The following is a 12,560-nucleotide window of genomic DNA, read 5'->3' on the forward strand; positions in this document are numbered from 1 at the left end:
GCGGTGCGAACGATGATGAAGTTGTCCTTCTTGCTCCAATCAGTTCGAACGCTTTCCGTTCGTATCCGATGATTCCTGGGCGAAGAAGATGGCCGCTTTTTTTAGGAACGCCCGATCAAGTTTCAGGTCAGCGTTTTCTTTGTGTAACCGCAGCAACTCGGCCCGCTCAGATTCGGTCACCGCCGTCTCGCCAGTGTCGTTGCGAGCCTTGAACGCGGTCGCCCAACGGCCAAGCGAGGCCTCATTGATGCCGAGCTCACGGGCCACATTCGCGACCGCCCGGCCAGTATTGATAACCAGCTTCACGGCCTCGTCTTTGTACTCAGGAGTGAACTGCCGACGGGTCTTTGCCATAGTGAACATTTTCTCTTAGAAGGTGTCCACGAAATTTGGTCAAGGCCAGTGTTTAGGCCGCATCAGATCGCAAGCAACGAAGTACCCAGAAACCCGCACGGCGAAGATCGCCAGCAGAAAGGCGTGGGCCGGCGCACCGGTCTGCCGTCGATGCGCCCTGACCTGTCGGCTCTTGCCGTGAACGAAGGGCCGCACTACAACTCTTGTAAACGTGAACGCGGGGAGTACTCCCTTTGCGCGAAGCGATATTATCGAATCCCGAACGGGATTATGCCTGCGCCGCAAGCCTGCCCGGTTTCACCTCAGTCGCGCGCCAGACTCAGCAGGGTGTCGAGCAGCACGTTGGCGCCGTTCTCGACGTCTGCCCACGCCGTTTCCTCCTCAGGGCAGTGGCTGCGTCCATTGATGCTCGGCACGAAGATCATGCCCGTCGGCGCCAGCCGGACCATGTTCTGCGAGTCATGCCCCGCGCCGGAGGGCAGTGCGCTGTGCGAGAGTCCCCGGGCCGTAGCCGCAGCGGTGATCGTCGCTTGGATCCCGGCGTCCAGAAGCACCGGCGGAATAGTGGTCTCGAAATCGAATTCCGCCTCCACCCCGTACCGCAACGCGATCTCCCTGGTCGCCTCCACGATGCCCGACTGAAGGGCATCTACCAGCTCCGCTTCGGCCTCCCGAAAGTCCACCGTAACCCGCGCCGTCCCCGGAATCACGTTGGCGCTTCCCGGCTCGACCGTGACGATTCCCGAGGTAACGACTGCACGTCCGCTGACACCGGCGGCCACCTCGGGTAGGGCCACCAAGAGTGCGCCGGCGGCGGTGAGCGCATTCTGGCGCCGGTCCATCGGAGTTGTCCCGGCGTGGTCGGCCCGGCCCAGGAAGGAGACTACGCCGCCGCCGAGCGCCACGATGCTGGTGACCACACCGATGTCGTGCCCAAGCTGCTCCAACGTGGGTCCCTGCTCGATGTGCAGCTCCACCGTCGCGTGCAGCGCAGCCGGGTCCAGCTTCGATGCCGCGGCGGCATCGAGGTCACCGCCGGCCGCTTCGAAAGTGTCGGCAAAACGGTCGCCATCCCGGCCGGTGAGCGCCTCAAGTTCGGCGTGCGAGAAGCCCCGTGCCAAGGCGCTCGACCCGAACAGGTGGGCGTAGTTGCCCTCCTCGTCCGTAAACATGACCGCTCGCACCGGGCGGTCCAGCGCCGGATGTTCCTCCTGTATGCGGCGCAAACACTCGACCGCGGCGAGAACGCCGAGCGCTCCGTCGAAGGCACCACCATTGGGCACGGTGTCTATGTGCGATCCCGACCAGACCGCGGGCTGGCCCGCGGTCTGGTCGTCGTAGTCGGGCGACATGACGAAATTACCGATGCCGTCCGTGTGGACAGTGAGTCCAGCCTCGTTGCAGAGCCCGAGCAACCAGGCTCTGGCCTCGCTATCCGCAGCGGAGAATGAGGTGCGGTCCAGTCCACCGCCCGGCCCTCGCCCGATCCGTCCGAGGGCCTCCAAGTCTGCGATCAGCCGGGGGGCGTTCACCGATATCCGGGCCGGCGCACCGGTCATTTGGTGCCACCCAGGGGGCTGCCCGACGTACCCGCCAGCGTCCCGACCTGGGACAGGATGGCGGTGAGGGCGGCGGTGAGCCCGGCCGCGAGGGCAGGCTCGGAGTCCGGGGCGAAATGCGGGGAATGATTGCCAGCAACCGTCTCGCTGGCATCGATGGTCTGCTGTGAGTAACCACCGAACATCCAGTACACCGAGGGCACTCCGATGGCCTCGGCCAGCAGCCCGAAATCCTCACTGCCCATCACCGGCGGCACCTCGATCACGGCGTCTGCACCGAGCGTGCCGCCGAGCTCGGTGATCAACTGCCTGGTCGCCGCCGGGTCGTTGTAGCAGCGGGGGAAGGTGGAGAGCACCTCGATCACGGGTTCGGGGGCACCGGATGCCTGTGCCTCGGCCGTGATCATGCGGCGCACCGAGTCCAGCACGCGGGTGCGCACCTCCAGGTCGAAGGTACGCACATTCACGGTGAACTCGGCGGTAGCGGGGATGATGTTCTCTTTCAGACCGCCATGGAAGGTGCCGACTGTGACCACGGCGGCCTTCATCGGGTGTACCTCCCGGGACACGACCGTCTGAAGGCGCACCACGATGTGCGCGCCGAGCACGATCGGGTCGATCGACTGGTCGGGCTGCGATCCGTGGGCCTGGCGACCGTGAACGGTCACCCTCCAGGAGTCGGCCATCGCCATAGCGACTCCGCTGCTGATATCGATGGTGCCGGCCAGACCGGGCCACACGTGTTGGCCGTATACGATCTCGGGTCGCGGCGCCCGGTCCCACAGGCCGTCTGCGAGCATGGCGAGGGCCCCGGCCCCGGTTTCTTCGCCGGGCTGGAAGATGAAGACCACGGTTCCCGCCCAGGCAGAACGGTTAGTGACCAGGTACTCGGCCACCGTGAGGGCGACCGTCATGTGAGTGTCGTGTCCACAGCCGTGCATGGTCGGAACGTCAGTTCCGTCGGCCAGAGTACCGCGGGCCACGCTCGCATAGTCGAGTCCAGTTTCTTCCTCGATCGGTAGACCGTCGGTGTCCGCCCGATAGGCCACGGTGGGACCCTCGCCGTTACGCAGGATGCCGACGACCCCGGTACCTCCGCAGGTGAATGTCTCAAGCCCGAGCTCGTCGAGTCGCCGGGTGAGGAACTTGCAGGTCTCAGATTCCTGCATCGACAGCTCCGGATGGGCGTGCAGATGTCGGTACAGCTTCTGCATCGAGCGGGTAGTGCTGGCGTGGGTCGAGGGCAGGGTCACGGTCATGAGTTCTCTTTCGTCGAGTCGGAACGGCGCTTGCTTCGCAAAAACCAGGACAGCACAGCGGTGGTCACAACCGTGATGCCGGTTGCGAGGTTTGCGATGGCGGGGACGGCGGGTACGAGAACGAAGAAGACGACTACTGCTGTGCCGACGGCGATCATGGTAACCCGTGGTTGCTTCAGCGACACGATGAGCTGCACGATCACCGCGCCGATGATGCTGGGGAAGATGTATAGGCGCGCCACGTCAATAACCTCGGTCGGCACGATGCTCACCAGCATGGAGCCGAGCAGGCCCACGAACACCAGCATGAAGAAGACGTGCACCATGGCGGCGCCGCAGATGGCCATCAGGGCCGAGAACTCTCCGCGTTTGGTGCCCGCTTTGGCGCCAATGGCGGCCTGGGCGACCAGTGCGGAGGGGAGGAGCTTGTTCGCGATGTTGCCGATCATGAAGGCCTGGTACATCGCCGCGGGGCCGAGGATCGGATAGTAGGTGATCGGTTCGACCACCCACAGCACGGAGAACACGGCGGCGACAGCCAAAAACGCGATCCAGACCTGCGTCTGCGTAATGCCAAGGTCGGCGAACAGCACCAAGTAGAGCGGCGCGGCGAGGGACAGGACCAGTGCGGCGATCATGGTGATCCGACCCCAGCGGGACGTGGTGCGGTCGAATGCTGCCAGGTCGGCGGACGAGGTGGTGATCACTGTGGTGGAAGACATGCTGGCCTCTCTCAGAGTCTTGTGGCGGTGGTCAGGCGACCGGCGCAAGGCCGGTGGTGTGGGCCGAGTAGGCGACGATCAGGCCGATCACGATAGAGAAGCCGAGTCCCCACTCCCGCAGCCAGCCCTGGTCAAAGCGTCGCGCCACCAGCAGGCAGGCCCCCATCACTGCCGCCGAGGCGAGGACGGTGAGGATGTGCACGGGCGTCTTGCCGAACTCGCCAATGCCGAGACTGGCGAACGCCCCGAGCAGCGCCGCAGCGGGAATGATGGCCATCAGTGCCGGGTTCACGCTGCGCAGCCGTGAGTCACCGCGTTTCAGCAGCGGGGTGAGCACGAGGGTGGCAATCATCCACATCGCTCCGGAAAGACTCATGGCCATGAACGCGACCGCGAACACGCTCTGGGTGTAGCTCGCGTCGCCGAGGGCTGCCCCCATGGTCGTAGCGGCGATGCTGGCCGAGGCTGTCTCCGTCGCAGCGGACCCGACCAAGCCGACCCGCACCAGTACCGCGGGGGTGCCAAACAGGCTGAGTAGGGCCACGCTGACCAGGACGACGGCCAGCGAGGGGCCGATTGCGGCCACGGCCCCCGCGCGGAACGAGGTCTTCAGTTCGGTCGGGCTGATGCCCGCTGCTGGCGCGGCGATCCGAGCCGCGCGCACGTAGATGATCGTTTGCAGGATGATGGCGGCGAACACGCCGACGGCGAAGATCCATAGAACGGGCAGGTTCGCAATCGTGAGGATCTCGGTTGAGCCGGGGTCGCCGGGAAGAGAGGTGATCATGGGTGCTCCAGTGCTGGAATGCGGGTGGGGCAGGGCGTGATGATAAGTTCGGCGGTACGTGAATCCTCGTGGTCCCACAGGATCGGGATCAGGCAGGGGTGGACAATGCGACTATTGGACCCGCTGGAACGGCGGATCGCGGCCGCCCTGCAATTCGATGGACGTAGCCCCTGGAGTCGGATCGCCGATGTGCTGGGCGAGCCGGAGCGTACCGTCGCCCGTCGGGGGAGCGAACTGCTCGAGGCGAAGCTGGTGCAGGTGGCTGCACTCCGGCCGCAGTCGACGTCGGTAATCATCCGGGTGCAAACCACACCGGGAACCACCCGCGCGACCGCGAACGCGCTGGCCCAGCGCCGGGACTCGACCTTCGCGTACACAATGACCGGCGGCGTGGACTGTGTCGTCGAGGTGCTGACCGAGGCTGAGCGCATGCCGGCGCTGCTCACGGACGAAATCCCGGGCACGGTGGGTCTGGTTCGCGCCGTCAGCTACCCGATCTTGCGTTACTTCCGTACCATCCGTGGCTGGCAGCCCGACCTGCTGACTGAGGTCGAGGCGGACGCTCTGCGCGTCGGTGTCACGATGGATACCTGGAGCCTGCAGGTACCACAACGGCTGAGCCGGGTCGACAACGAGATCGTGGAGGCCCTGTGCCAAGACGGGCGGGTGTCCTGTGAACGACTGGCCCGACTGACCGGGGTGTCCAACGCAACCGCCCGTCGCCGGACCGACTGGTTGCTGCAGAACGATCACGTCTACATTCGGGCAGTCGTCGAGCCGGCGAGCGTCGGCCTGCCGGTCGAGGCCTTCCTCTGGATCCGCTGCGACCCGAAGAACGTCGAAGCGGTCGGTCGCGAGCTCGCCGCCTCGCCGCTGGTGCGCTACGCGGTTGCGGTCGCGGGCGACTACCAGATCGTGGCGAACGTCACCGCGAGGGATCAGGCGGCCCTCTACGGCTGTGTCACGGCGGCGCCCTGGGTCGCACACACCAAATCCATCGACGTCAGCATGCTGCTCGAAGCCTTCAAACGCGGCGGACGGATGCTGCAGCTCCCGCGAACTTAACCGGTGACGGTTCATTTCAGCTGCCCGGCCGGGATGTCGGAGCGGATGTCGGGGCGGGTGTCCAGGCGGTGGAGTTCCGGCGCCCGCCAGGCATGCCGGCTGGCCTGTTCAAGGCCGTAGCCGACCTGCAGCAGCTCGAAGTCCTGCCCGTGGTTCATGACCAGTTGCATGCCGACCGGCAACCCGGACTCGCTGAAGCCGGCCGGTACGCAGAGCGCGGGGAGCCCGGTCGCCGAGACGACGCAGGCCGAGCGCATCCACTCGAGGTAGGTTTCGAATGCCATTCCGTCGATCTCGGTCGGGTAGCGCAAGGCCGCGTCGAAGGGCAGCAGCTGGGTGGCCGGACTCGCAAACACGTCGTAGCGAGAGAAAAAGGTACGGGTTTTCTCGGCCAGGCGGGTGCGGGCCAGCGCCAAGGAGACGACGTCGGCGCCGGTCAGGGCGAGGCCTTGCTCCACATTCCAGCGCACCTCGGGCTTGATCCGGTCGCCGTGCTGAGCGACGAGCTCGCTATATGCCAGGGCGAAATCGAATGCGCGCACGGTGCTGAACACCTCGTCGGCGTCCTGTAGATCGGGGGCGGCCTGCTCCACGGTCGCGCCGAGGTCCTCGAATACGCGCAACTGCTGATGCAGCACCCGTAGCACGTCTTTTTGCACCGGGATGTCCAGCCCGAAGTCGTCGGACCAGCCGATGACGAGCCCGGTGAGGTCGCGCTGCAGCGGTTCGCGGAACCGGCTGGCCGGCACCGGGCAGGGGTACGGAGCTGCCACGTCTGGCCCGGCAAGCACCGACATAACCAGCGCAATATCGGTCACTTCCCGCGCCATCGGCCCGCTGCGGGCCAGCCAGCTCCACGCGTCGCGGCTCGGCTGCAGGGGAATCACGCCGAGGGATGGGCGGAACCCCACCACGTTGCAGAATGATGCCGGAATGCGCAGCGAGCCACCCATGTCGCTCCCGTCGCTGATGGACTGGATGCGCGCGGCCAGCGCCGCGGCGGCCCCGCCGCTGCTGCCGCCAGCGCTGAGGCGCGGGTCGTATGGATTGGTTGTGGTTCCGAACACCTCGTTGAAGGTGTGCGACCCGGCGGCGAATTCCGGCACGTTGGATTTGCCGGTGGTGACCACGCCGGCTGCTTTGAACCGTTCGATGATCAGGTCATCGTGCCTGGGTACATGATCGGCGAACAGCGGCGAGCCGAAGGTGGTGCGCATACCCGCGGTCGAGTGGGTGTCCTTGTGGGTCATGGGCACACCATGCAGGGATGGCAGGTCCGCGCCGCTGGCGGTGAGGATGTCGGCAGCAACGGCGAGGTGCCGGGCCACATCGCGGTCCAGGGTGACGATGGCGTTGATGTGGGGGTTCACCCGGTCGATCTGGGCGAAGTGCGCGTCAAGGGCTTCGTTCGCCGACACCTCGCGCTTGCGAATGGCCAGCGCGAGGGCGGATGCTGATAGCTCGGTAATCTGGTCGGTCACGGTTCGTCCCTGCGGCTTGGTCGATAGACCGGCGCATTGCCGGTGGGTAGAAGTCTGGTTTCCGGCAGGCCAGATAATGAGCGTGGGCGCGTCAAAGCATCCGATTCAGCGGTTATGGCCATGATCCTGGCCGATTCCGCCAAAACTGGCCCATCCGCTGGCCGGTACCACCGCTACCCGAGGTCGGACCGGGTTGAGTCAGGCCCGGACTAAGGACGTGGGCTCAGTCTAGAAACTCGGCCCGCATCCCTAAATTAGGCCCGTTTTAGCCGGACTCGGTAGAGCGCACGAGCAGCACCGAGGAAGAGGCCGCGCGGCACTTGGTGCGGTCCCGAGAAGATACCCGGCAGGATGTGATGAGTGCCCGGCATCGTATGTCGATGCCGTTGCTACGCCACGGTTTCGTGTATTCCGACGGCGCCGCTTGCACGGGCAAACATGACCGATGGTTGCGATCCCAGCGAACGGGTGACGTGGCATTTGAGACGGCGTTCGGTGCGTTGCATGAGGCGGTGGTTCAGACGGGGGTCACCTCAGAGAACGGAATAAACCGTACGCTGACGCAGATCGATCGGGCGCAGTGGTCTGAACAGGGGAGACACCGCAAAGGTTCGAGGACCACCCACACGGACCCGCCGCTCAGTTCGTTGAGGCGAAGTGCGAACGGGAGAAAACGCGGCTGTGACCCGGCACCTGGCCCATTGGAAGGGAATCGTCGCCCGAGTACAGGGCAACACCGTCGCACGAGTGACTTCACGTCGATAGATCGAAACAGGCTGAGGCAGTTGAGGGCCACGAAATTGCGTCATCGTCTCGTTGCTGCCCCGCTGCCGACGACCCAGACGTGTGTTCGTTAGACGCCTGGGTCGCGCGGCTCGATCAGTCTGTTGAAGTTGCGCTCAAATTTATGTTCGTGAGGAACTCTTGAAGCCCGGCGAGGTCATCCGTGTTGATGTTGTCGACGCCGGCCGCGTGGAGCTCGGTCCACAGTGCGTCCCTGGCTGGGCCAGCCGCGTCGGGAGTGGCCCAGAACCGCACTCGGTACCCCTGGGTATGCGCCGCCTCAACGTACGCGGTCAACTTGGCCCGCTCGGCATCCGGCATCTCACCTTCGCCGTTCCAGGTGTAGAGCTTGGTCCAGTTGTCGCTCACGAGCGGCATGAGACTGGCCGGTATACCCATCGAAAGGTCGCCGGAGCGGCCGTCGTAGAAACTGAAGCGCTCCTGCTGCGCCTGCATGGTTGCAAGCGGACGGTTGCCGCTGACGACCGCAGTGACCGCTCCCGTCTTCGTCGTGCCGTTGTCGAAGCGACTCATGATGCCCCGGTGGGCGGCCAATTCCGTTTCGATCGCTGCGTAGGTGGTCTCGGCCTCGCTCTTGATGTCGATCAACAGCTGGAGGCTGCCGTCCCACCCGGGGTAGACACTCTTGCCGTGCACGAGATCGGTCAGCGGGTCGAGGTAGAGGCTTTCGAGGGTGACCCCTGGCCGCACGTCGGCGAGGCTGTGGGCGACGAGAAGTTCGCCATCGACGAGCCAGACGTCGACTTCGACGCTTGTGAAACCATGTTCGAGAGCGTCGAAGAGCGGGCGCTCGTGCTCGTAGTCGTTGTGGGCGTGAGTGCCCTCGAGCGGTCCGCCGAGCACCATGGTAGTGCCGTGCCCACCCGGGTTCCCGCGCGGCGGGCCGGAAGCATCGGAAGCGGCTGCGGCGCCCGTGACGGTTGCGACGGCAAGAACGGCGATGAGGGCCGAAGTCGCGGCTTTGAAAAACATAAGTGTCTCCTTCGTCTGTGCGAGGCGAGGTCAGGCAGTGCTCAACCCCCGTTTTGGAGCCTGTCCACGTGCCCAAACAATGTCAAGTAGTTATTACAAAGTTCACCTCGACGTGTTGCGCCCGCCGGCATCCGTTCACCGGACGGATGCCGGCACGGCGGAGTCGGCAAGCTCAACCTCGCGTTCTGAGGAATCCAGCAGGAAACGCCAGAACTCTTTCACCAGACCGTCTGGCCGTTGACATCACAGAGAACAGCTCGGCGATCGGCGCACAGGACGGAGACGTCAACGAGCAATGCTCAGACACGGTAACAGAGAAAAAATTACATCCTTGATCGAACCGGGGTAGTGTCCGTTTTGACCACGTATGACCAACGGGACCTCCTCGTTGGCTGATGATCAAGGAGAAGATCGTGAAACGATATCGCATGGGGATCCTCGGAGCCTCGACCGTTGCGTTACTCGCCGCGGCTGCACTCGGATCCACCGCGGCTCAAGCGCAGAGTCCTGAAACTAGAGGCGCCAACAAGACGGTTTCGCTGCACGCAGATCTTACGGAGCTCAACGGCTCCAAGGCATTCGGAACCGCTACCGTGGTAGTGCGCAACCAGAAGATCAAGCACGTAGAAGTGCATGCTTCCGGGCTCACACCAGACGCTCCGCACGCCCAACACATCCACTTCGGCAAGAAAGCGCTGCACGAGTGCCCCACCCTGGCACAGGACACAAGCGGTAATGGCCGCCTGAACACCGTGGAAGGCATTCCGGCATACGGACCGGTCGTCGTATCGTTAACCACGACAGGCGACACGAGTCCGGCCAGTGTCGTGGCCGTCACCCGTTTCCCCGTTTCTGAGGACGGCAGTTATGACTACAGTCGCGACAACATCCGCATAACCAAGGTAGCGGGAACCGGAACGGCCAAGGAAATCGCGCATGCCATCCGCAAGGGCGAAGGCGTCGTCGTGATCCACGGGGTCGACTTCAACGGCAACGGCGAGTACGACTTCAGCCAGGGTAAGAGTGAACTCGACCCGACCCTGCCGTCAGAAGCGACGGACCCGGCCGCCTGCGGCGTCTTGAAATAAGAAGCACACCCAGGAGTCTTTTCCCGGGCACAAACAGCGATGGCCCGTCTTCCAAGACGGGCCATCGCTGGTTTGCTTCCACCGTCTCAGGCAAAGGTTCTATTAACCCGAAGTTACGACGGGGTTTGAGGCCGGTTCGTTGCCGTGGCGCCGGTTGCGGGGTCGTTTGGCCGTAATTCTGTAGACAGAATATATGGCGTGTCGTCAGTAAAAATCATGATGAATGTTCACATAATTGTGGTGTGAGCGGATCTGGTGTTTCGGTCATGCAGTCAGAGTGCGGGAGTCGCACGTGGACAAGCACGGCAGCGAACGGCGCAACCGCAGATCGTTAGGGATATGAGTCAATGACGGCTGGGAATTTGACCGGGTAGGCGCAGTTGGGGTCGTGGAGGAATGGAATTACCTGCCGCCGACGCCTCTCATAGTCGAGTGCGGAGCCAGTCGATTTCCTCGGCAAGAAGCTCAAGGCTGGTGCCGACTGGTGCGTAGCCGAGCTGCCGCCCAGCGGTCGTGTCGAGGATGATTGGGTGCGCTGTTCGCCAGGGTGGTGTTTACGGTCCGGGTCCTGCGCGACGTCGACGAGTTCGATCCGGCCGCGCCAGTCGATGCGATCAACAATTGCCCTCACGATCTGCCCGGCCGTGGGTGTGTCCGGGTCAGCACTGTTCAGTATCCGTGCGCCAGGTGAGCCGGCCACTGTTTCGATTAGCGCTGCAGTATTGCTCGCCGCAGTGAGGTGATCGATCGATGCGCCGAGGTTGGCTAGCTCGATGCTCGGAACAGCACGCTCCATCGCTTCTATCCCCTCCCATCGGAACTGCGGCGATGGCAATGACTCTGGTAGTGCCGTCGTGATCGGCTCCCGGGTCACCGAGTTCACCAACCGTGAAGAAGTGTTCGGGCCCTCAAAAGTGGTATTGCCGTGGGCGACGAGCTGGGCGTTGCGCGAATTCTGCTTCCGACGGCGATCGCGAGCGCGACGGTGATGAGTGCTGCGGCGACCGCGAATGTCCACCTTGTACCGGTGGCGACGTCACCGGGCCCCGCGGTGGTGATGTCGCTCGCCCCGGAGGCGAACGCGAAGATAGCGCCCATGACCGATGCGCCGGTGAGGAGCCCGAGGTTGCGCGACAGGTTGAGCATGCCGGAGATTACACCGCGCTGGTCTGCGCGGACGTCGGTCATGACCATGGTGTTGTTGGCCGTCTGAAACAAGGCGTAGCTGGCGGTGATGATGACGAGGGTGACGATGTAGCCCGAAATGCCGAGAGATACCGGGACCAGAGAGAGGGCGATGGACCCGATGGCCATGCCGATGAGCCCGACGATAACCATGCGTTGGGTGCCCAGGCGGTCGGCGATGCGTCCGGCGGGCACGCCGGTAAGTGCGGCAACGACGGGACCAACCGACATGACGAGCCCGATGAGGGCCGGTTGGATTCCGAGCGCGAGGGACAGGTGGAACGGACCGACCACCAGTGTCGCCATCATCACCGTTGAGACGAGCGCGCTCATCAGAAGACCAGAGCTGAGCACTGGGTCTCGTAAGTTCTTCAGGTGGATCAGAGGTGATGTCGCTCTCCTCTCGGCGAGCACGAACAGTCCCAAGCCGACGACGGCGGCCAGGAGCAGGGCCAGGCTGAGCACACCGAAACCACTGTGTTGGATGGTCATGGCGAGTGCGTAGGCCCCCAGCGTCAGGGCGAGCAGCAGCGTCCCCAGGTAGTCGAAACCGACTCGTCCGGCCTTAGGTGTCGGACTGGCGGCGGGCAGGTGACGATAAGCGAGAACGAGGGTCAGGATGCCCAGGGGTGCGGTGACGAGGAAGATCGCCCTCCATCCGAACCCGGTGATCAGGACGCCGCCCAGCGATGGCCCGAGGGCGGTGCCGATCGCGGACATCGTCCCCAGCAGGCCCATGGCGGTGCCGGTCCGTGTTGACGGAACTGTCTCTGCGACGAATGCCATACTGAGCGCCATCATGCTGGCAGCGCCGAGGCCCTGGGCCGCTCGGGCGGCTATGAGCAGCCCGAGTGTCGGCGCAACGCCGCTGAGGAACGTAGCCGCGGTGAAGAGGGCGATTCCGGCCAGCAACAGCCGTCGGCGCCCTGTGATGTCGCCGAGGTGTCCGATGCCGACGATCAGGGTGGAGATGGCGAGGAGGTAGGCGAGGACAATCCACTGGACTTCCTGGAAGGAGGCCGAGAATACCTCCGCCATCGTGGGTAGGGCGACATTGACGATGCTGGTGCTGAGGGAGGGCAGCAACATGGTCAGCGAGAGGGTGAGCAGCGCCCATCGGTACGTCTTCGCCCCGTTCTCAGTGCCATGTTCCACGGTGGTCGTTCTCATTTTGGATCCTGCTTCCGTGCGATTTTCTTGATTGTTTTTTTCAGCGTATGGTTGCACCGAAGCTGGCGAAAGACGCAACATTTACAATCTATTGTTGCGGCTCACGCCATAGTC

The 12,560-nt window shown here is 64.1% G+C and carries 11 protein-coding genes; 2 read left to right on the forward strand and 9 right to left on the reverse strand.

Going from position 1 to position 12,560, the window contains the following annotated elements; translation table 11 throughout:
* Positions 1–39: 39 nt before the first annotated feature.
* From IWX77_RS00660 to IWX77_RS00680, 5 genes are all read right to left on the reverse strand, one after another.
* Entirely contained in the window at positions 40–354 is a 315-nt protein-coding gene (locus IWX77_RS00660) for a transposase (RefSeq protein WP_196842584.1), read from the reverse strand.
* A 302-nt stretch (positions 355–656) separates the two neighbouring features.
* A complete protein-coding gene (locus tag IWX77_RS00665) occupies positions 657–1,913 on the reverse strand; it encodes a Zn-dependent hydrolase (protein ID WP_196842585.1) in 1,257 nt (418 codons plus the stop codon).
* On the reverse strand, positions 1,910–3,172 hold the full coding sequence (locus tag IWX77_RS00670; protein WP_196842586.1) for an amidohydrolase: 1,263 nt from the start codon (positions 3,170–3,172) through the stop codon (positions 1,910–1,912). The genes IWX77_RS00665 and IWX77_RS00670 overlap by 4 nt, the downstream gene beginning before the upstream one ends.
* Entirely contained in the window at positions 3,169–3,894 is a 726-nt protein-coding gene (locus IWX77_RS00675) for a hypothetical protein (protein WP_196842587.1), read from the reverse strand. The genes IWX77_RS00670 and IWX77_RS00675 overlap by 4 nt, the downstream gene beginning before the upstream one ends.
* 31 nt (positions 3,895–3,925) lie before the next feature.
* The gene (locus IWX77_RS00680; RefSeq protein ID WP_196842588.1) at positions 3,926–4,681 is read right to left on the reverse strand and encodes a DUF5058 family protein; all 756 of its coding nucleotides are present in this window, start codon (positions 4,679–4,681) and stop codon (positions 3,926–3,928) included.
* Between the two features lie 105 nt (positions 4,682–4,786).
* On the opposite strand from IWX77_RS00680, the gene IWX77_RS00685 reads away from it, so the two are divergent.
* Entirely contained in the window at positions 4,787–5,746 is a 960-nt protein-coding gene (locus IWX77_RS00685; protein WP_196842589.1) for an Lrp/AsnC family transcriptional regulator, read from the forward strand.
* Positions 5,747–5,757: 11 nt separating this feature from the next.
* On the opposite strand, the gene IWX77_RS00690 is transcribed toward IWX77_RS00685, so the two are convergent.
* Both IWX77_RS00690 and IWX77_RS00695 read right to left on the reverse strand, forming a co-directional pair.
* Entirely contained in the window at positions 5,758–7,227 is a 1,470-nt protein-coding gene (locus tag IWX77_RS00690; protein WP_196842590.1) for an amidase, read from the reverse strand.
* An 879-nt stretch (positions 7,228–8,106) separates the two neighbouring features.
* Complete coding sequence (locus IWX77_RS00695; RefSeq protein ID WP_196842591.1) at positions 8,107–9,003, reverse strand: phosphatidylinositol-specific phospholipase C/glycerophosphodiester phosphodiesterase family protein; 897 nt, start codon at positions 9,001–9,003, stop codon at positions 8,107–8,109.
* Positions 9,004–9,416: 413 nt separating this feature from the next.
* Between IWX77_RS00695 and IWX77_RS00700 the strand changes: the two genes are divergently transcribed.
* Positions 9,417–10,091, forward strand: a complete 675-nt coding sequence (locus IWX77_RS00700) for a CHRD domain-containing protein (protein WP_196842592.1) — start codon at positions 9,417–9,419, stop codon at positions 10,089–10,091.
* A 331-nt stretch (positions 10,092–10,422) separates the two neighbouring features.
* Here the strand turns inward: IWX77_RS00700 and IWX77_RS00705 are convergent, their stop codons facing one another.
* Both IWX77_RS00705 and IWX77_RS00710 read right to left on the reverse strand, forming a co-directional pair.
* Positions 10,423–10,965: a hypothetical protein gene (locus IWX77_RS00705; RefSeq protein ID WP_196842593.1), complete on the reverse strand. Its 543-nt coding sequence runs from the start codon at positions 10,963–10,965 to the stop codon at positions 10,423–10,425.
* Positions 10,966–10,970: 5 nt separating this feature from the next.
* Positions 10,971–12,446: an MFS transporter gene (locus tag IWX77_RS00710; protein ID WP_196842594.1), complete on the reverse strand. Its 1,476-nt coding sequence runs from the start codon at positions 12,444–12,446 to the stop codon at positions 10,971–10,973.
* Positions 12,447–12,560: the final 114 nt, after the last annotated feature.

Source organism: Cryobacterium sp. CAN_C2 (genome assembly GCF_015751745.1).
Taxonomy (GTDB): domain Bacteria; phylum Actinomycetota; class Actinomycetes; order Actinomycetales; family Microbacteriaceae; genus Cryobacterium.

Excerpts from the sequence above, each read along its gene's own strand:
- IWX77_RS00660 (WP_196842584.1), bottom strand. The coding sequence starts at position 354 with ATGGCAAAGACCCGTCGGCAGTTCACTCCTGAGTACAAAGACGAGGCC.
- IWX77_RS00670 (WP_196842586.1), bottom strand. The coding sequence starts at position 3,172 with ATGACCGTGACCCTGCCCTCGACCCACGCCAGCACTACCCGCTCGATG.
- IWX77_RS00665 (WP_196842585.1), bottom strand. The coding sequence starts at position 1,913 with ATGACCGGTGCGCCGGCCCGGATATCGGTGAACGCCCCCCGGCTGATC.
- IWX77_RS00685 (WP_196842589.1), top strand. The coding sequence starts at position 4,787 with ATGCGACTATTGGACCCGCTGGAACGGCGGATCGCGGCCGCCCTGCAA.
- IWX77_RS00695 (WP_196842591.1), bottom strand. The coding sequence starts at position 9,003 with ATGTTTTTCAAAGCCGCGACTTCGGCCCTCATCGCCGTTCTTGCCGTC.
- IWX77_RS00710 (WP_196842594.1), bottom strand. The coding sequence starts at position 12,446 with ATGAGAACGACCACCGTGGAACATGGCACTGAGAACGGGGCGAAGACG.
- IWX77_RS00680 (WP_196842588.1), bottom strand. The coding sequence starts at position 4,681 with ATGATCACCTCTCTTCCCGGCGACCCCGGCTCAACCGAGATCCTCACG.
- IWX77_RS00675 (WP_196842587.1), bottom strand. The coding sequence starts at position 3,894 with ATGTCTTCCACCACAGTGATCACCACCTCGTCCGCCGACCTGGCAGCA.